General features: G+C 74.4%; 14 protein-coding genes. 1 reads left to right on the forward strand and 13 read right to left on the reverse strand.

The genetic code is table 11. The annotated features are described in order from the left end of the window. Window positions 1-294: 294 nt before the first annotated feature. From OG447_RS30180 to OG447_RS30205, 6 genes are all read right to left on the reverse strand, one after another. Window positions 295-1,182, reverse strand: coding sequence for a FadR/GntR family transcriptional regulator (locus OG447_RS30180; protein WP_266940645.1), 888 nt, complete (start codon window positions 1,180-1,182; stop codon window positions 295-297). A gap of 190 nt (window positions 1,183-1,372) precedes the next feature. Then, on the reverse strand, window positions 1,373-3,232 hold the full coding sequence (locus OG447_RS30185; RefSeq protein WP_266940646.1) for an ABC transporter ATP-binding protein: 1,860 nt from the start codon (window positions 3,230-3,232) through the stop codon (window positions 1,373-1,375). Window positions 3,233-3,504: 272 nt separating this feature from the next. After that, window positions 3,505-4,254, reverse strand: coding sequence for an NUDIX domain-containing protein (locus OG447_RS30190; RefSeq protein WP_266940647.1), 750 nt, complete (start codon window positions 4,252-4,254; stop codon window positions 3,505-3,507). A gap of 111 nt (window positions 4,255-4,365) precedes the next feature. Then, window positions 4,366-6,354: a glycogen debranching N-terminal domain-containing protein gene (locus OG447_RS30195; protein ID WP_266940648.1), complete on the reverse strand. Its 1,989-nt coding sequence runs from the start codon at window positions 6,352-6,354 to the stop codon at window positions 4,366-4,368. Window positions 6,355-6,560: 206 nt separating this feature from the next. Next, entirely contained in the window at window positions 6,561-7,838 is a 1,278-nt protein-coding gene (locus OG447_RS30200) for a DUF4192 domain-containing protein (protein WP_266940649.1), read from the reverse strand. Window positions 7,839-8,054: 216 nt separating this feature from the next. Then, a complete protein-coding gene (locus tag OG447_RS30205; protein ID WP_266940650.1) occupies window positions 8,055-10,214 on the reverse strand; it encodes a RecQ family ATP-dependent DNA helicase in 2,160 nt (719 codons plus the stop codon). 512 nt (window positions 10,215-10,726) lie between these two features. Here OG447_RS30205 and OG447_RS30210 point away from each other — a divergent pair. Then, complete coding sequence (locus OG447_RS30210) at window positions 10,727-11,356, forward strand: hypothetical protein (protein ID WP_266940651.1); 630 nt, start codon at window positions 10,727-10,729, stop codon at window positions 11,354-11,356. 139 nt (window positions 11,357-11,495) lie between these two features. Here OG447_RS30210 and OG447_RS30215 read toward each other — a convergent pair whose 3' ends face one another. The 7 genes from OG447_RS30215 to OG447_RS30245 all read right to left on the reverse strand — a co-directional run bounded on the left by OG447_RS30215 (window position 11,496) and on the right by OG447_RS30245 (window position 18,771). Further along, on the reverse strand, window positions 11,496-12,161 hold the full coding sequence (locus tag OG447_RS30215; protein WP_266940652.1) for a hypothetical protein: 666 nt from the start codon (window positions 12,159-12,161) through the stop codon (window positions 11,496-11,498). 59 nt (window positions 12,162-12,220) lie between these two features. Continuing rightward, entirely contained in the window at window positions 12,221-12,931 is a 711-nt protein-coding gene (locus OG447_RS30220; protein ID WP_266940653.1) for a ribonuclease HII, read from the reverse strand. 432 nt (window positions 12,932-13,363) lie between these two features. Continuing rightward, window positions 13,364-14,938 carry a DUF4173 domain-containing protein gene (locus OG447_RS30225; RefSeq protein WP_266940654.1) on the reverse strand — a complete coding sequence of 525 codons (1,575 nt, stop codon included), beginning with the start codon at window positions 14,936-14,938 and terminating at the stop codon, window positions 13,364-13,366. Between the two features lie 695 nt (window positions 14,939-15,633). Beyond that, window positions 15,634-16,551, reverse strand: coding sequence for an ADP-ribosylglycohydrolase family protein (locus tag OG447_RS30230; RefSeq protein ID WP_266940655.1), 918 nt, complete (start codon window positions 16,549-16,551; stop codon window positions 15,634-15,636). A gap of 11 nt (window positions 16,552-16,562) precedes the next feature. After that, entirely contained in the window at window positions 16,563-17,222 is a 660-nt protein-coding gene (locus OG447_RS30235; RefSeq protein ID WP_266940656.1) for a histidine phosphatase family protein, read from the reverse strand. 71 nt (window positions 17,223-17,293) lie between these two features. Continuing rightward, the gene (locus tag OG447_RS30240; RefSeq protein ID WP_266940657.1) at window positions 17,294-17,899 is read right to left on the reverse strand and encodes a YdbC family protein; all 606 of its coding nucleotides are present in this window, start codon (window positions 17,897-17,899) and stop codon (window positions 17,294-17,296) included. A gap of 32 nt (window positions 17,900-17,931) precedes the next feature. Next, on the reverse strand, window positions 17,932-18,771 hold the full coding sequence (locus OG447_RS30245) for an arylamine N-acetyltransferase (RefSeq protein ID WP_266940658.1): 840 nt from the start codon (window positions 18,769-18,771) through the stop codon (window positions 17,932-17,934). Window positions 18,772-18,870 lie beyond the last annotated feature (99 nt).

An 18,870-nucleotide genomic window follows, 5' to 3' on the forward strand; every position in this document is an offset into this window, starting at 1 on the left:
CGTGACCTCGCGGAGCGTTACGCCCAATCTTCGTGGCCCGAGTCACACCCCGTATCCGTTGATGCCCGGTATACGGCCATACGCATGGTTCCGGCGCGACCCGGCGAAGGCCCGGCGGCGGCCCGGACGCGGGCTGGCGGCGGCCCAGTGGCGGCCCAGTGGCGGTCCGGCGCCAGCCGGACGCGGCCCTGGAGGAGCGGCGAGCGGTCCGGAACGGCGTACGGCCCCGGACGCCGGTGTCGCCGGACCCGACCGGGCCCGGCGACATGTCGTGCACCCCCGCGCGTCCGCCCGTCAGTGCTCGCGCGGGGCGGGCACCACGCGCTCGACCTCCGGATGCACCGTCAGCAGCTGGCGCATGGCGTTCTCCGCACCCACCGCATCACCGGCGGCAATGGCTTCGACCATCCGCGCGTGGTGGGCGACGCAGGCCTCGCTCGGGCGGTCGCAGGCGGTGACCGGGCTGCCGGAGACCTGGAGGGCGGCGGAGACGATGCCGGAGAGGTGCTCCAGCATGCGGTTGCCCGCGACCTGGATGAGGAGCGCGTGGAACTCGTTGTCGGCCCGCGCGAAGGTGATCGCGTCGCCCTGGCCGAGGGCGTGGCCCATGATCTCGACCATGTCCGCGAGGCGCTGCTGGATGTCCGGGCGGCCGTGGCCGGCCGCGAGGCGGGCGGCCAGCGGTTCGATGGTCCAGCGGAGCTCGCCCAGTTCGCGGCGCTGGTCGTCGCGCTGGGGACCGAAGGCGCGCCACTCGATGATGTCGGGGTCGAGCAGGTTCCAGTCGGCGACGGGCCTCACCCGGGTGCCGACGTTGGGGCGGGCGCTGACGAGGCCCTTGGCCTCCAGGACCCGCAGCGATTCGCGGACGACGGTGCGGGAGACCTCGAAGCGCTGGCCGATCTCCTCGGGTACCAGCGGGCGGTCCGCACCGAGATCGCCGGAGACGATCATCTGGCCGAGCTGCTGGACGAGTTGGCCGTGCAGTCCGCGGCCGCGGCTGCCGGCGGCGCGGCGGCCGACCCGGCTCAACTCCACGTCGGCGCCGTCCCAGTGGGGCGCTCCGACCCGGTCGGACCCGGGGGTCTCCGCGTAGGGGTAGCGGTCGAGTTCGCCCGGGCCGGCGAGGCCGGAGTCGGCGTGGCGGGCGGCGGTCATCATGGTGTGCGCAAGGGTACTCACGAATCCTTTGTCGGCCGCGCCTCCACGACCCTTGAGGTCTTTGGTGAAAAGCACACGAAAGGGTGATCGGTGCCACCTACGCAATTGACGACTTATCGTAAAGAACCGGGCCTTTTACGGGGACTTGCGGTCCGGTTCACACGCGGCGGACTTCAACGGTCCCACCCGGCCGCGTCCCGCACCGGAACGATCACCAACGGACTCGACTGCGCAGTCCGGTGAACCCATAGGCGCACAACAGGACCATCAGCGACAACACCAGCGCGGTACCGACGGGTTGGGCCATCACCCGCAGGGCGCCGAGAACGATGCGGTCCGCCTCCGGTGGCCACTGCGCCCAGGCCAGGCCACGCAGCCGGGACGCCAGCCCGGTCGTTGGGTACGCGGAGGGGCCGTCCAGCGCCTTGCGCACCAGCGGCACCACCATCACCGGTACGGCGAGCACCGCCGCCAGGCCCACCGTGGCCGACCGGAACACTCCGGAGGCCAGGACTCCGGCCCAGGCACAGCCGACCAGCAGCCCCGCCCAGCTCACGGCCGGGGCCAGCCACTCCACGGGGGTGCGCGGCGGGCCGCTGTCGAAGACCAGCGCGAGGGCGGCGGCGTCCGCGGCCACGGCGAGGGCGCCGAGCAGCAGGGCGAGGGCGGCGCAGACGCCGAGCTTGGCGGCGAGCAGCCCCATCCGCCGGGGCACGGTGCCGCGGTCGGCGGCCAGCGCCGGGTAGCGGTACTCCTCGCCGAAGGCCAGGGCGCCGAGCAGTCCCGCGCCGAGGGCGGCGGGCGGCAGCGGCAGCAGCTCCGGCCAGGCGGCGAGCAGCCGGTTCTGCGGGGTCTGGCCCGCCCGGGCCAGGACGAGGGCGGTGACGACGGAGGCGGCGACGACGAGGGCGGTGGTGAGGACGGGGGTGGCGGTGCCGAAGACGCGGAGGAGCTCGTAGCGGAGCGGGCGCAGTGGCCCGCCGACCCGGCGCACCGCCGAGGCGGGCCGCGGGGAGCGGTCGCGCCGGGGCCGCCGTCCCCCGGCCGCCTCGCCGGACGGTTCTCGGGACGGCTCTCCGGACGGCTCTCCGAACGGCTCTCCGAACGGCTCTCCGGGCGCCGCACCGCTGCCACCGGAGGCGGCCTGGACCGCGGCCCCGGCACGGGCGCGGGCATGCGGGACCGCGGCCCCGGGCGCACCGGCGTCACCGGTCTCGTCGGCGAGCTGGTGGACCAGCACGCCGTGCCGGAACGCCGCTTCGCCGACCTCGGCGCAGTTGCTGCCGTACACGGAGAGGCGGCTGCCGCTCTCCTCGACGATCTCCACCGCCCGCTGGGCGGCCCGCGCCTCCCGGCCCAGTACGTCGGCCAGCCGGGCGGCATGCGGGGTCCGCACGGCGACCCGCGGCCGCAGCCGGGTCCGGGCGAACTCGGCGGCCTCCTGGTCGGCGACGAGCCGGCCCGCCTCGATGCTGACGACCCGGTCCGCGCTGCGGGCGGCCTCCTTCGCGTCGTCGGTGGTGAAGAGCACCGCTCCGCCGAGGGAGGCGTGACCGCGCAACAGCCCGTGCAGCCAGCCGCTCTCGCGGGGGGAGAGCCCGGCGGCCGGCTCGTCCAGGAGCAGGGTGCAGGGGTCGGCGAGCAGGGCCGCCGCCAGCCCCACCCGGCGCTCCATGCCGAGCGAGAGCGAACCGAGCCGCTGGTCCCGCAGGCCCCCGATGCCGACTACCTCCAGCATGATGTCGGCCCGTGAGGCCGGCACCCCGGCGGCGGCGCAGAGCATCCGCAGCTGGTTGCGGACGGTCCGCGACGGGTTGCCGGGGACGTCACCGAGCAGTACGCCGACCTCACGGCCGGGATGCGGGATCCGGTGGAGCGGACGACCGCGGAAGTAGGTGACGCCGCGGCCCGGTTCGAGTTCGAGCATGAGCCGCAGCGCGGTGGTCTTGCCCGATCCCGGCTCGCCGAGCAGGGCGGTCACGCTGCCCGGGCGGGCCTCGAAGGTGAGGTCGTCCACGCGGGGCGGGACGCCTCGGCGCGATGTGCTGGTGAGTCCGATGGCCTGGAGCATCGCTTCTCTCGCAGGGTGTGAGACCGCTCTGCGGCAGGGTGGGTACCCCATGCAAGATAACGCGATATGTCCGATTTTCGGCGCAACCGGTCCGATGGAATCCCGGTATTGCCCTCAGGTGCGGCACGGAGAGCGGGACGGCCTCCACGTACTGGGCGGGCGACGGAGCCCGGCGCCGCCGACGGGCCGGGGCCTGGCGCAGCGGCGGAGCCGGGGCCTGGCGCAGCGGCGGAGCCGGGGCTCGGCGCAGCGGCGGGGCCGGTCCGGCGGCGTCAGACTTCCGGCCGCAGCATCGGCGGGTTGAGGAGGGTGGCCCCTCCCGCGCGGAATAGCTGGGCGGGGCGCCCGCCCTGACGGGTCGTCGTCCCCCCGGCCGGCACGAGGAACCCGGGGGTGCCGGTGACCTTGCGGTGGAAGTTGCGCGGATCGAGGGCCACGCCCCAAACCGCCTCGTACACCCGGCGCAGCTCCCCGACGGTGAACTCCGGGGGGCAGAAGGCGGTGGCCAGGGAGGAGTACTCGATCTTCGACCGGGCCCGCTCCACGCCGTCGGCGAGGATCCGGGCGTGGTCGAACGCCAGCCCCGCGGCGTCCTGGGCGTCGTCCACGGCGAGAAGTTCGTCGACGGGGGCCCAGCGCGCGCTGTTGGCGTCTCCGCCCGCCCGCGGCGCAGGCAGGTCCGGAGCCAGCACCAGGTGCGCCACGCTGACGACACGCATCCGCGGATCCCGTTTCGGATCGCCGTAGGTCGCCAGTTGTTCGAGGTGCGCCCCGTTGCCCCCGTCCGGCACGGCGGGGTCGTGCGCGCACAGCCCGGTCTCCTCGGACAGCTCCCGGGCCGCGGCACCCGCCAGGTCCTCGTCTCCGCGGACGAAGCCGCCGGGCAGCGCCCAGCGCCCCTGGAACGGCTGCTCACCCCGCCGGACGACCAGCGCGCAGAGCGCGTGGCGCCGCACGGTGAGCACGACCAGGTCGACGGTGACGGCAAAGGGCGGAAAGGCCGACGGGTCGTAGGGCGACATGCCGCGATCATAGTCGTCTGCCTGACGATAAACAGTGCTTTGGTGACCTTGAAGCGCCTGATCCGGAGGTGCCGGGCGGCGCGACCCGGTGAACTCTTTCCGGCCACGGCACTACCCGCCCAGCTGGAGCGCATCGGCGGCCTCCTCCACCATGCCCAGGCCGAGCCTGCTGATCCGGACGGCGAACGGCTCCCCCGAGACCCGCAGGCCCGACAGGCGCAGCGCGCCGAGGGGCGCCCCGGGCAGGGGCACGAGGGCGACGGTGCCCGCGGGGGCGTCGGGGCGGATCCCCGCCAGGGCGGCCAGTACATGGATCCCGGCCGCCGCGGCCACCGCGGCGGGGCGGCAGGCCGCCGGATGCGGGAGCGGGGCGCTGCCCGCGGTCCGCTGCTCGGCCGCGAACATCTCCGGCAGCCGGTACCCGAAGGCCTCCGCCGCGTCGAGCAGCCCCCGGACCAGGGTCGCTGCCTCCTTCTCGAAGCCGCCCTGGGCCAGGCCAGCCACCGCCACGGCACTCTCGTACGCGCGCACCGAGCCGGAGCGGTGGCCGAAGGGGTTGTGGCCGGGCTCCCGCGCCGCCATGCTCCGCAGCCCCCATCCGGAGTCCATGCCGGGGGCCCCGAGCAGCCGGGCGAGCTGCTCGGTGCGGGCCCTGTCCAGCAGCCCCTGGGCGAGCCGGCCACCGCCGATCAGGCCGGTGTCGAGCAGGTGGGCGGCGGCCCCCGTCAGCCGGGGCAGCGGGCGCCCGTCGGGATGCAGGGCGGCGGCGGGCCGGCCGCCGTCGGGGCCGTCGATCCAGAACCCGGCCCGGAACCGCTCCCGCAGTACCGCCGCGCGGTCCCGCCATTCCTCGGCGCCCTCCAGGCCGCAGCCGTCGAGCAGCTCGGCTCCGAGCAGCGCGGCCCGGTGGGCGTGGGCCTGGGTCTCGCAGCGCCTCGGCCCGGGGTCCGGGTCGGCCAGGAAGCCGTCCTCCCCGAGGGCGCCGCGCAGCCAGCCGAGGCACCGCTGGGCGGCCGGGAGCAGCCGGGCCACCTCGTCCTCGGGCAGCCCCCAGAGCCGGGCCTCGGCGAGCACCGCGGGGAAGGCGAGCGTCGCCTCGGTGCCGGTGCATCCCGGCGGGAGCTGTGGGCCCGCCCCGCGCAGCGGTCCCGGGATCATCCCGGCGTCGGGGCCGCGCCCGTCCCTCTGGAGGCGGCCCAGGACGCGCAGGGTGGCCGCGGCCAGCCCGGTCCCGAGCGGAAGTGCCATCCTGGCGGCCCACAGCGATTCCGCGGGGGCCAGCCCGAGCCGCCACGGCACGCCCGCCGCCGCGTAGGCGTCGGCCTGGTCCCCCGGGTCCCTCAGCAGCAGCGCGCCCAGGTCCTCAAGGCTGGTGCGGAACCATCTCTCGGCCCTCGGGTCGTCCGCTTCGGCGCGGGCGTCGGCCAGGGGATTGGCCACCTGCCCGGCCGGAGCCCGGGCGGTGCGGTCCTGCGTGGTCCGCAACTCGATGGTGCGGGACTCCCCGGGTGCCAGTTCGAGCTGCCAGCGCAGCAGCCCGGCGGAGGCCAGCGCATCGTCGGGGGCCGGCTCGGCCACGGTGACGGCCTGGATCTCCCCGGTGCTCCAGCGCAGCCCGGCGGCATGCACCGAGGCGGGCAGTTCGGGCCCGGCCAGCCCTGCCGCCACCGCGGCCAGCTCGGCCAGGTCGGTGCCCAGGGAGACCTCCACGGGGAGGCGTAGCGGACGGGCGGTGAAGCTGCGCAGGGTGATCCGCTCGGTCCCGTCGGCGTGCCGGATCCGCTCCACTCCGATGTCGGGATCCGGGCCCGGTTCGGCTCCGGTGCGGACCGTCGCGGTGAAGGCGGCCCGGTCGGCGCCGAGGCTACGCCCCTGCACCGCGACCGGGTCCCGGCCGCCGACGCGCAGGACGCACCGGGAGAGCAGCCTGCGCCCCGAGCGGTAGATGCCTTCGATTCCCCGCCCGGTCAGCTGGCCGTGTTCGGGCGAGATCACCAGGCAGGGCGCGGCGAGACAGATGACGGCGCCGTGCACGGGCGGCAACTCGGGCCTGCGGGCGGCGGGTACGCCGGGTGGGCGGGAGGGTGCGGGGTGAGACATGCGTCGCCTTGTCTGCGCTCCGGTCGGTTCAGCTGGGCGGCGGCGCGGCCGGGCCCCCACCACCCCCCAGCTGAACGCCCCCACCCCCGCCCGGGTCACGGGCCCCGGCCGGGCGTGCCCGGGGCGGAGCAAGCGCCGCAGAGCCGCGCCCAGGGCCCCGCGCCCCCGCCGCGGCGGGGTGTGCCGCCCAAGGGGCCGACGCGGGCTCACTGCTCGCTCCCCGTCGCACGGCGGACCTCACGGCGGGCACCCGTACGTCCCCGGCGGCCCGGAGGACGGGTGGCCGCGGCCCTGCGCCCCCGCCGGGGCTCGCGGCGCCGCCGCTCCTCGCGCAGGCACTCCCGCAGCCCCTCGGGGTCGATGCCCTCGTTGCAGGCGTGGTGGAGTAGTTGGGCGAAGCGGTACTCCGCGTCCGCCCGCAGGGCCATTCCGAAGGCGATCCGCGCGGTCGGCTCGTCCCCGGCGGACCAGGAGACCCAGCCCGCGAGGGTGAGGGGGGCCGCTGCATGCTCCCCGTAGGCCCCGACGCAGCGGCGGGCCAGGGCCCGCCACAGCCGCAGGGCCGGGGCGGCCTCCTCGTGCTCCATCCACTCGGCGGCGATGTCCCGGATCTCGCGGTCCTGGAGGCCGAGGATCAGTTCGGCGGCCTCGTCGTGGCCGAGCAGTGCGTCGTCCCACTCGTCGGCGCAGGGGCCCCCTTCGGCGGGCGGGGCGAGGGTCAGGCGCCGCATCAGGGCCCGGGCCAGCGTGATGGTCTGCGCGCCGACCTCCTCCCGGGTGACCCCGTCGAGGATCTTCGGCACCAGGGCGGCGGCCACCCGGTCCAGGGCCGATTCCATCTCCTCGGCCACGGCGCCGCGCAGTGGCGTCAGGCGGCCCTCGATCTCCTTGAGGGATCCCCGGACCTGGAGCCCCGCGAAGGTCGCCGCGGCGGCCAGCACCGAGGTGCCGACCGCGGCCAGCAGACGGCCTTCGGCCGGGCAGCAGCGCTCGTCGGGGCAGCTGTAGGACCAGTAGCGGCCGCCGGAGAGGCACAGGGCCTCCAGGACGGGCACGTCGAGCGCGCCGCAGGCCAGCCTGATCCGCTGGGCGAGCGGCCGCAGCCGGGTCATCACGCGCTGGCTGCTCTCGTCGTCGCGCGGGTCCTGGCAGAGGAAGACGACGATGCCGTCGGGCTTGCACCCACGCCGTTCGCTGCCCCGCACGAGGGTGTCGGCGACCTGCCGGGCGGTGTCCTCCCACTCCGCGGGGCTGGTGGGAATGCCGACCCGCAGGCGGCCGCCGAAACGGCCGCCTTCGCCGTGCACGGCGACCATGACGAGGGAGTCGGTGGGGTGGAAGCCGAGCATGTAGGGCAGCGCGTCGGCCAGTTCGGCCGGGCTGCGCAGGGTGATCTGCGGGTCGGTGGCGGATCCGGACCCGGTGACGGAGGGCCGGTCGGAGGGACGGTCGGACGGAGTGCGTGATGCGTGGTTGTTCGTCATGTCCCGAAGGTCCCGCGCATGATCGGATCCGGAAACCCCTGTGGATAACTGTTGACGCTTCAATGTCCACAGGCGCAGAACGACCACGGGCCCAGAACGCTATACAGGCTCAGAACGACATGGACGCGCTGTCACAGACACGCGCCGTCACCGGCGCCGGAGCAGGCGCCGACACCGGCTTCGCACCGGCCTGAGCAGGCGACCGGCCCCGCCGTCTCAGCCCGCCGCGGCAAGGACCAGCGGAAGCACCCGTTCGCCGCCTGCCTTGCGGAGCAGGCGGGCAGCGACTGCCAGGGTCCAGCCGGAGTCGGTGCAGTCGTCCACGAGCAGGACCGGGCCGGGAGAGGCGGCCAGTGCGGCGGCCAGGTCCTCCGGGACGGTGAAGGCGCCGGACAGCGCCCTGAGTCGTTGGGCCGAGTTGCTGCGGCGCGCCGCGTGCGCACCGCCCGGCCCGGTGTACGTCAGGGTGCCCAGGAAGGGCAGGCGGCCGATGGTCGCGACGCCCTGGGCGAGGGAGCCGACCAGTTGCGGGCGGGTCAGGGACGGTACGGCCACGACTCCCACCGGCCGGGCAGACGCGTCCGGGACGTTCGGCGCCCAGCCGCCCGGAGAGCGCGCCCAGTCGGCGAGGACGGCCACCGCGGCCCGCAGGACGTCGTCGGGCACCGGCCCGTCCGGCGCGTTGTCGGCCAGCAGCGGGCGCAGCCGGTTGCCCCAGCCGATGTCCGAGAGCCGGCCCAGGGCACGCCCGGTGGAGCACTGCTCTCCGACGGGGATCCGCCCCTTGAGGTTGACGCCCAGTGCGGGCATCCCCGTCGGCCACATCCGGCGCGGCTCGACCTCCACCCCCGGGCGGTCGAGTTCCTTCGCCGCGCCCGTCAGCGTCTCCGCCGAGACGGAGGGATCCGCCCAGGTGCCCGCGCAGTTGTCGCAGCGGCCGCACGGGGCGGCCCCCTCGTCGTCCAGCTGCCGGCGCAGGAACTCCATCCGGCACCCGGAGGTGCTCACGTAGTCGCGCATGGCCTGCTGCTCGGCGGCCCGCTGACGGGCAACCCAGGCGTACCGCTCGGAGTCGTAGGTCCACTGCTGGCCGGTGGAGCTCCAGCCGCCCTTCACCCGCTTGACCGCCCCGTCCACGTCGAGGACCTTGAGCATGGTCTCCAGCCGGGTACGCCGGAGGTCCACTGCGGCCTCCAGGGCCGGCACGGACAGCGGCCGTCCTGCGTCGGCGAGGGCCGAGAGGGTCTGTCGGACCTGCGTCTCGGGCGGGAAGGCGGTGTCGGCGAAGTAGCGCCAGATGGCCTCGTCCTCCTTGCCCGGCAGCAGCAGCACGTCGGCGTGCTCGACCCCGCGGCCGGCGCGGCCGACCTGCTGGTAGTAGGCGATCGGCGAGGACGGCGATCCCAGGTGCACCACGAAGCCCAGGTCCGGCTTGTCGAAGCCCATGCCCAGCGCCGACGTCGCGACCAGCGCCTTGACCCGGTTCTCCTGGAGGTCGACCTCGGCCTGCAGTCGGTCGGCGTTCTCCGTGCGCCCCGTGTACGAGGCCACCTCGAAGCCGCGCTGCCGCAGGAAGGCGGTGGCCTCCTCGGCAGCGGCGACGGTGAGGGCGTAGATGATCCCGGAGCCCTGCAGCTCGGTCAGGTGCTCGGCGAGCCAGGCCAGGCGGTGCGCGGCGTCCGGCAGCTGGACCACTCCCAGGCGCAGGCTTTCCCGCTCCAGCGGGCCGCGCAGCACCAGGGCCTCACCGGCACCGGTGCCCAGCTGCTCGGCCACGTCCGCGGTGACCCGCGCGTTGGCGGTCGCGGTGGTGGCCAGCACCGGCACGCCGGGGGCGAGCTCGGCGAGCATCGCCCGCAGCCGGCGGTAGTCGGGGCGGAAGTCGTGGCCCCAGTCAGAGATGCAGTGCGCCTCGTCGACCACCAGGAGACCGGTCGTGGCGGCGAGTTTGGGCAGCACCTGCTCGCGGAAGTCCACAGAATTGAGGCGTTCCGGACTGACGAGGAGGACGTCGGTCTCGCCGCGCTCGACCTCCTCGTAGATCGTGTTCCACTCCTCCGGGTTGGCCGAGTTGATGGTGCGCGCCTGGATACCGGCCCGCGCCGCCGCCTCGACCTGGTTGCGCATCAGCGCCAGCAGCGGCGAGATGATCACGGTGGGGCCGGAGCCACGCCGGCGCAGCAGAGCGGTGGCGACGAAGTAGACCGCCGACTTGCCCCACCCGGTGCGCTGCACCACCAGCGCCCGCCGGCGCTCCTCCACCAGGGCCGCCACCGCCTGCCACTGGTCCTCCCGCAGCCGCGCCGAACTCCCGGGGGCACCGACGAGCTCAGCGAGGATGGCATCGGCTTCAGTGCGGAGCTCCAGGTTGTCCATGCCCCCCATGCAACCCGATGGCACGGACAATCAGCCAACTCACCCAACGTGACACTCCGCTCACGCACACAGCGCGGAGGCCGGGCGGAAGCCGCTGCCCCGGACGCGGCCCGCACGAGGGCTCCACCGGGCCTCGACCGCGCCCCCGGCCCTGGGAGAAACGCTGGCGCGGGCAGCGGGGCCGGCGCTTCCCGCAGACGGCCGGCGGAGAGAGGACGGACCCTCTCCGTTGCCGCCGACTGCTCCGACGGTAAGGCGCGAAGGGGGTCTTACCGCTGGTGCCGGCACTCCGGCCATGGCCGGATGCGTCATATCCGGTGTGGCGGGGCAAGGATATGAAAGGCATACCGGCGAATTCCGGTCGGCGGCGTCAATTGCTCGTTGCCGCATCCTCCGGAGCCCGCGAGAATCGGAGTGCTCCCGCTCGGTTCCCCGGCCTTCTCCCGGGCGCGCCGCGGCGCGCCCACACTCCAGCCGTGCCCGTCCGCGGGCGTGTACCCGAAGGGAGGACCGTGACCTTCGGATCCGCCCCGCCCTCGACCACGTCCCTGAGAACGGTCCCCGGCGGCGCCCACCGGCACGGCCGACGGTTGGAGCCCGCCGAGTGGACGGCCGCGGGCATCCCGCTCCTGCGCGATCCGCGCGAGATCGTCAGCGGGCTGCACTCCCGGCACAACCCCGTCCCGTCCACCGCAGTGATCGCCGTCCTCGGCCCGGAGGACCGGCTGGTGGCGAGCGCCTCCTTCGTGCAGCGGTCGGCGTCGGCCGACGGCTGGGACTACCGCAACGCCCTGCTGTCCCGGCTGCGCCGGGTCCTCCCGCACGACCTGCGGCGGCGGACCCCGGTGCGCACGGCGGTGCTGCTCTACTGCCGCGAAGGCGACGAGCAGTGGACCGAGGAGGACGGGGCCTGGATGTGGGGGCTCCGGGACGCCTGCACCCTGCACGGGCTGCGCTGCGGCGCGTACATCACACTCACCCGCGAAGGCTGGCAGGTGCTGGGCGAGGGCCGGGGCGGGCGCAGGCCCAGCTCCCACTCGCGGCCCCCGCGCCTCGGCGAGAGCACGGCGGAATACGCCCCCTTCGCCCTTCACACCGGCGGCGGCGCGGCCGAGGCCCTGCGCCGAACCGCCGCGCGCTGAGGCCCGTACGAGGGTCACCGCTCTCACGGCAGGCCTCGCGGCCGTACGCCCGGTCGAGCGTACGGCGGATCAGGCCTCGGGCTTCAGCGGGGCCGGCTCACGGCCCGCCCCGCCCCTCGCCCGCGCCGGGTACGGGTCGTCAGACGCCCGCGCCCAGCACGGAGTTGATCTGCTGCGGGTCGCCGCACACGATCAGCAGCGCACCGGCGCGCGCGAGCGCGACCGGCAGCGCGTCGGCCATCGCGTCGGCCGTTCCGCCGTTGGCCGCGAAGACCACGACGGGACGGCCCGCGGCACGCTGGACCTGCGCCGCGTCCGCGTAGAAGACGTCGTCCCCGGCGTCGTGCAGGGCCCAGTAGGCGGCCTCGCCGAAGGACAGTTCGTGCGCGGCCCACGGGTGCGGGTCGCCGGCGGTCAGCACCAGGATGTCGCCGGGCGCGCGCCCGGTGTCGAGCAGCAGGTCGACGGCCTCCTCGGCCGCGTCCAGCGCGCCCTCGACGGAAGCCGGGATCAGCTGGATCTGCGGCACCGCGGCCGAGACGGACGGCGCGGTGGGGGCTGCGGGAAGGGTTCCGGGGGAGGCCTGCGGTGCGCGCGGCGCGGGCGGTGCGGGCCTGGGGGCACCTCCCGCGCGGCTCGCCGCTGCGGGGGAGGGGCCGGGTCGCCCGGGCCGCGGTACGGCGACGGGACGCGGACCAGGTACAGGACGGGGGGTCTGCGCGGTGCGGCTCGCGGCCGGCGTGACGCGGGGACCCTGGGCACTCTCGTGAATCTGAGGCTCCTCGATGGCGGGGGTGAGAGGCATGAGTTGATTTCTATCAAACACCGGTACGAAACGTACCGGCCGGTGGCACGTGGGTGCGATCAGAAATCGAAGCCGAGTTGGCCTCCGTTTTCCAGCTCCACCGCTTCCTCGCTGCGGCGTACCTTTTTGAGGTGACGCCACTGGGGCAGCGCGTCGAGGTAGGACCACGACAGCCGGTGGTACGGGGTTGGCCCTTGTTGCTCAAGTGCCGCCCGGTGCACGGGAGACGGGTATCCGGCATTGGCGGCGAAAGCGAAAGCCTCTATTCCGTCGCCCTGTTCACCGAGTTCGGCCATCATCCGGTCGCGCCGGACCTTGGCGATGACCGAGGCGGCCGCGACGGCGACGCAGGACTGATCGCCCTTGATCACCGTACGGACCCGCCAGGGCGTGCCGAGGTAGTCGTGCTTCCCGTCGAGGATCACCGCGTCGGGCCGCACCGGCAGCGACCCCAGGGCGCGCTCCGCGGCGAGCCGCAGGGCGGCGGTCATCCCGAGTTCGTCGATCTCCTCCGGGGAGGAGTGCCCGAGGGCGTACGCGGTGACCCAGTCCTCCAGGACGCCGACGAGGGCATCGCGCCGCTTGACGGTAAGCAGTTTGGAGTCGGTGAGCCCGGCGGGCGGCCGGCGCAGACCGGTGATCGCCGCACACACGGTGACGGGACCGGCCCAGGCCCCTCGTCCGACTTCGTCGACCCCGGCGATGACCTTGGCGCCGGTGGTTGCACGGATGGAGCGTTCGACGGCGTGGGTGGGTGCTTCGTACGGCATGGCGCCAGCAAGGTTACGCCGCCCCGCGCCGCCTGCACACCCCGGCCCGGCTCCGGCTTGCGCCGCACCCCCGCGCCGCGCCTCTCCCCGGGTCCGCCGAGCGGCCGGTCCCGAGCGGCGACTGCCCTCGTCAGGCCCGGCGGCGCCCGGCCGGTACGGCGCTCCGCATTCGCTCCCGCACACCCCGCTCGTCACGCGCAGAGCGCCGAAAGGACCCACTCGGCCGAGGACGACGGACGCCGAGGCAGGCACCTCAACTCTTCTCGCACCTAGTGATTCACGGATCCTCAAGGCCGCAGAGCACCCCCGGACACCCCGGAAGGGGAGCCTCCGAAAGTCGGTCCGCACACACCCCCATCGCATCTGTGAAGCAGCATGCGATGGGGGTGTCCGGGCGTTCGTACCAGCCCGGACACCCCCCTTGTACTCGAATCAGTGCTCGATGCGGCTTCCGAAGGCGCCCAGGCGCGAGCAGACCTCGTACGGGGCCGTCACCGGCCGTTCGCGCAGGATCGTCCGGGCCCGGTACTCGCCGAGGCTCATGGCGTACCAGGGCACCTGACCGGCCTTCGACAGTTCGTCGTTGATCCCGCGCAGGGCGCAGGACCGCAGGGGCTCCGGCAACCCGTCCAGGCCGGGCACCGCATCCGCAGACAGGGACTGGAAGTAGGCCAGGTCGATCTTGCCGTTCTCCTGGAAGCGGGCCACGTTGCGCTCGGCGACCATCCCGTCCGGGGACATCAGGCCGAAGACGAGAACGGCGGCCGCCGCGCTCCCGACGACCGCGCGCGGCAGCCAGCGCGCGCCGAACACCCCGGCCGCCGTGATCAGTACGATGACCAGCCCGAGCCACAGCTCCATGGCGGCCACCGACACCCGCAGCTGGGTCAGTCCGTACGCGTCCACGTAGAGGTCCATGCGGCGCAGCGCGGCGGCGACCACTACCAGCGTCAGCGCGCACAGCGCCCCGAGCACCACGCGGACGAAGCGCCGGTCACCGGCTCCGCCGCGCGGGGCCCAGCGCAGGGCGAGCGCGATCACCGCGAGGGTGAGCAGGGTGGCCCAGAGCAGCTGCCAGAAGCCCTGCCGGGCGTATTCGGCGTAGGTGAGGCCGGTGCTCTTCAGGACCTTGTCGTAGCCGCCGAACAGGACGGCGAGCTGTACGGCGTTGAAACCGGCGAAGAGCAGGTTGAGGAGGACGAGCGGAAGGGCCCATTCGAGGCGGGACCGCGACGTGCCGGGGGCCACCACGATGCGGTCCCAGCGCAGCGGGGCGGCGGCCGCCCGGGCGGCGGTCAGCGCGATGAGGGCGCCGAAGAGGAAGAGCACGGTGCGCAACGGCCCGTCCCCGACGGAGATATCGGGCGTCAGGTCTCCGAGCAGATCGGCGAAGGCGGCGTCGGCGGAGGCGAACAGCGCGCCGAAGAGCAGCAGCAGGGCCACGGCGACCGCCACCGCCTTGGCCACGGGCAGCCAGCGGTCCTTGTTCACCCCGCTGCGCGAACGCAGCCCGGTCCAGGCCCAGCCGAGTCCGGACACGGCGGCGTCGACGAAGCCGAGCGGGCTGAGCAGGACCCCGGGCCAGGTCCGGCTGCCGTGGAGGGCAAGCGCGCCGAGCAGGGCCGTGGAAAGGATCGCGAGCGTGGACGGCCACGCGGAGTCCCGCAGGGCGGGGATGGCGAGGAGGGCGACGCAGCCGGCGACCCAGACGAGGGTCCAGGGCCTGGCGGTACGCCCGGCCGTACGGGCGGCGGCGTACGCGGCGGCCATGGCGGGCACCGCCGCGAGCAGCAGGCCGGGGCCCATGCCGTCGCCGAGCAGCAGGGCGAAGGCGAGGCCGGCGACGAGGACTGCAGCAAGGGTGGCGGTGTTGGCCGGGGCGGCCTCGGCAGGACGCACCAGCCGGGGCCACTCGGGCCCGGCAGCAGCCCGGGCGGCGGCCTGGGACCCGGCCCGCTGCCGCTGCTGCGCCTGCCAGGCCTGCCACGCGGCGGCATCAGCGGGCACCCCCGCCCCACCGGTCGCGGCGGCGGGCGCAGGAGCGGCGGCGGGAGCGGCAGCAGGCGCAGGGACGGGCCCGGTGGCGTCAACGGGCGCGGCACCGGCAGCAGGCGCGGGCGCAGAACCGGGAGCGGCAGCAGGCCCGGCACCAGCAGCAGGCGTAGGAGCGGCTCCTGGCGCAGCGACGGGCCCAGCAGCGTCAGCGGGCGCGGCACCGGCAGCAGCCTCGGCGGAGCCGGGGACGGCGGACACCGCGGCTGCACCCGGGGCGGCCTGCGCGGGCACAGAGGCCCCCGGGGCCGAAGCGTCCCGAGGGGCTTCCGGCGCGGTGGAGGACGGGACGGCAGCCGGCCCCGCCGGTTGCGCAGCCTTGCGGGCGTCCTGGTCCGTCTGGTCCGCCGCCTGGTCCCCACCCTGCCCCGCCTCGGCGGCCTCGGTGCCCTTCACCCCGTCAGCGTTCTCTGACATCGGGTTCCCCTCCCCTGTCGGCCGCCCCCGGCATTCCGGTGGAGGCGGCGAAGCGGACAGAGTAGGCCCGTGACGTGCGGTTTCTACCAAGGGCGAGGGCCCCTGTGGCAGGACCGTGACAATCTGAACGGCCCATGTCGCCCAGCTGCGCACGACCCGGCCGCACAGCACCCACGCCCCATCCCGAACCCGGGCACGAACCCGGTCCGGGCACAGGCCCGGACACGTCGGGCTCAGTGCGCCGCGGCCTCCGGCAGCCAGGCCGGCAGGGCCTCGGTGCGAGCCAGCCACGCGGCCGGAAGGACCTCGTCCCCGCGCGCTCCCAGCACGCCGCCGACGATCGCGCAGGTCGTGTCGACGTCCCCGCCCACCTGCGCGGTGGTCCAGAACGCCCGCTCGTAGTCCCCCAGCGCCCGCGCCGCCGACCACAGTGCGAACGGCACGGTGTCATGGGCGCTGGTGCGCCGGCCGCAGCCCAGGACCGCCGCGACCGTGGTCGCGTCGCCGTAGTCCAGCATGTCCCGCGCCCGCCGCAGGCCGGCGCCCACCGCGCTGCGCGGCACCAGCGCGACGACCCCGTCCAGCAGGTCGGAGGCCTTCGGCGGCCCGGCCGGATCCGCGGCCAGCGCGGCCGCCGCGGCGACGGCCATCGCCCCGCACACGGCCTCGCGGTGCTGGTGCGTGGTGTAGGCGGAGATCTCCGCCTGGTGCGTGGCCTGCTCCGGGTCGTCGGCGTACCAGGCGCCCAGCGGTGCGATCCGCATGGCGGCGCCGTTGCCCCACGAGCCCTGCCCGTTGAAGAGTTCGGCGGCAAGCGTGCGCCAGTCCTCGCCCTCCCGGATGAGCCGCAGCATGCGGTTCACGGCGGGCCCGTAGCCGCGGTCGAAGTCGTGGTGGTGGGCGAAGGAGCTCGCGAGGGCGTCCTGGTCGACGCGTCCGTGCGCGGCGAGGACGGCCACCACCGAGCAGGCCATCTCGGTGTCGTCGGTCCACTGCCACGGCTCGGTGCCGGCGGGCAGCTGGCGCCGCTTGAGCAGCGGGTAGTTCACGGGGACGAAGTACTGGGAGCCCAGGGCGTCACCCAGGGCCAGCCCGCGGAGGCTGGCCATGGCGCGTGCGTAGCGCCGCTCTGGAGAGGAATCAGGGGTCATCGCGGGTCACTCTAGCCGTCCAGGTCGTAAGGCTCGGGTGTGGTCCACCGCTCAAATGGGCGGTCCATCCGGTACCGGCCGTCCGGGCCGAGCATGAGTACCCGGTATTCGCCGTTCCCGGGGTTGGACAGGGCTTCGAACTCGGCCACCGACCAGTGGAACCAGCGCATGCAGAACAGTCTCATCGTCAGTCCGTGCGTGACCAGCAGGACGTTCTCCGGGTGGTCCGGGGCCTCGAAGCTGCGGTAGAGGCTCTCCAGGAAGGATCCGACCCGGTCGTAGACGTCCGCGCCCGACTCGCCCTGCGCGAAGCGGTAGAAGAAGTGCCCGTAGGCGTCCCGGTAGGCCTTCTGGAGACGTACGTCGGTCCGGTCCTGCCAGTTCCCCCAGTCCTGTTCGCGCAGCCTCGGTTCCTCGCGCATGCGGACGCGCGTCGGATCGAGCCGCAGCTCCCGGAAGGTCTGCAGGGTCCGGCGGTACGGGGAGACGTACGCGCTGATGTGCTCGTCACCGAAGAGCTCGCGCAGCCGTACCCCGGCCTCCGCGGCCTGCTCGCGTCCGTTGCGGGTGAGCCGCAGGGCGTGGTCGGGCTCCCGCTCGTAGACGGAGTCGTCGGCATTGCCCTCCGATTCCCCGTGCCGGACGAGGACGATGCGCCGTGGTCGAACCATCCCCCGACCTTATTCGGCCAGCCTCGGGCGGGCCGACCGGGCACGCCGTCGACGGGACGATCATCGTACGGTCATACGGTCCAGGAGGGTTCGAGGTCGACCACGTCACCGGTGAGGGCCTCGACATCCGCCTGGATCTGAGCTCGCAGGGACAACCGCTCGACGCGCTCCTGGCGGTACTTGCCGTGCTCGGCGGCCGCGTGCCACATCGAGAGCACCAGGAATTCCCGGCCCTGGGCTTCCCCGAAGAGGCCCCGGACCATTCCGGGCGAGCCTGCCATGGCCGGATTCCACACCTTCTCCTGCATGAGGGCGAAGTGGTCGACGCGGCCCTCCCGTACCCGGGTGTGCGCGACCCGGACGACATCGGCGTCGGTGAAGCGCGGCTCGAATCCGGTCTTCACGTCGAAGCGGTGGTCGAAGAGGGTCACCCGCAGATCGGTGAAGGTGCCGTTCTGCGCGGCGGCGAGGCGGTCGTGGGAGCGGGCCATGAAGGAGTCATAGAAGGAACGGCTCTCCCAGAAGGTGAAGACATGCGCGACCCCCTGCCGGCCTCGGCTCCAGCCGCCGCCCTGTCCCCGGAATCCCGGCTCGCCAGGCAGCCCCGCCCATTTACGCTGTCCGCGCTCGAACCCGCGTCGGTCCGTCACCGTGCAGCGAATCCACTTGACCAGCACGGCGCCATCGTACGGGCCCGGCGAGGCCCCGGTCAGTCCCCTGCCCGCTGGATCCGCACCAGTTCCGCCGCGTCCCGCGCGGACAGCCGAATCCCGAACTCCCGGTCGAGCACGGCGAGCAGCTCGCCGGAGCCGACGCCCTGCCGCTCGATCCGCCCGTCCGGATGGAGGAGGGTGAGCTCCCGTCCGACCAGCGCCCGGCGGGTCCGTACGGCATCGCCCGGGTGCTGGACGACGACCTGCCCGACGAAGGCGGAACGGGGGTGCGAGGAGCTGTAGTGGTTCAACAGGACGTAGTCGACGGGGTGGTACCGCTGCGGGGAGAACGCGTACAGGTCCCGCCACGCGCCCCCGCGCAGCAGGGACAGCGCGAGGACGCCGTCCTCCTCCGCGCGGACCCGGTACGTCCACCCGCCCTGCTCCACCTCGGTGCCGGGCCGCCCGAGGGGGACTGGGTCACGGGGTCCCTGGTAGCCGAAACCGGCGTCGCACAGCCAGGGTTCGCCCTCGACGGTGACGACGAGGACGGCGTGCGTCACCGGGCGCAGGGCGTCCCCCCGGGTGCGGTTGCGGGCACCGCGCCCGGACACCTCGAAGCCGATCCGCTCCAGGGCAGCGGCCAGCAGCGAGTTCTGCTCGTAGCAGTAGCCGCCGCGGCCGCCCCGTACGAGCTTGTCCTCCACGGCCTTGATGTCCAGCTCGACGGGGCGGCCGAGCAGCACGTCCAGGTTCTCGAAGGTGAGGGCACCGGTGTGGGCCCGGTGCACTTCCTTCAACGTCCGGAGGTCCGGGCACAGTTCCCGGCCGCCGTCGCCCTCATATCCGATCCGCTTCAGATAGGCGTCCAGGTCCAGCTCGTCACCGCTCCACATGGCTGCACTCCCCCGTCTCACCGGCCGGGGGCCTCCGGTCGGCCGGCCCCCGCTCAGTGATCAGCATGCCAGCACACTCCTGCCCGTTCCGTGTCGCAC

It is taken from the genome of Streptomyces sp. NBC_01408 (assembly GCF_026340255.1).
Taxonomy (GTDB): domain Bacteria; phylum Actinomycetota; class Actinomycetes; order Streptomycetales; family Streptomycetaceae; genus Streptomyces.

Coding starts and splice junctions, on each gene's coding strand:
- OG447_RS30220 (WP_266940653.1), bottom strand. CDS start 12,931: ATGCCGTACGAAGCACCCACCCACGCCGTCGAACGCTCCATCCGTGCA.
- OG447_RS30185 (WP_266940646.1), bottom strand. CDS start 3,232: ATGCTCCAGGCCATCGGACTCACCAGCACATCGCGCCGAGGCGTCCCG.
- OG447_RS30235 (WP_266940656.1), bottom strand. CDS start 17,222: ATGGTTCGACCACGGCGCATCGTCCTCGTCCGGCACGGGGAATCGGAG.
- OG447_RS30245 (WP_266940658.1), bottom strand. CDS start 18,771: ATGTGGAGCGGTGACGAGCTGGACCTGGACGCCTATCTGAAGCGGATC.
- OG447_RS30190 (WP_266940647.1), bottom strand. CDS start 4,254: ATGTCGCCCTACGACCCGTCGGCCTTTCCGCCCTTTGCCGTCACCGTC.
- OG447_RS30205 (WP_266940650.1), bottom strand. CDS start 10,214: ATGGACAACCTGGAGCTCCGCACTGAAGCCGATGCCATCCTCGCTGAG.
- OG447_RS30215 (WP_266940652.1), bottom strand. CDS start 12,161: ATGCCTCTCACCCCCGCCATCGAGGAGCCTCAGATTCACGAGAGTGCC.
- OG447_RS30195 (WP_266940648.1), bottom strand. CDS start 6,354: ATGTCTCACCCCGCACCCTCCCGCCCACCCGGCGTACCCGCCGCCCGC.
- OG447_RS30200 (WP_266940649.1), bottom strand. CDS start 7,838: ATGACGAACAACCACGCATCACGCACTCCGTCCGACCGTCCCTCCGAC.
- OG447_RS30230 (WP_266940655.1), bottom strand. CDS start 16,551: ATGACCCCTGATTCCTCTCCAGAGCGGCGCTACGCACGCGCCATGGCC.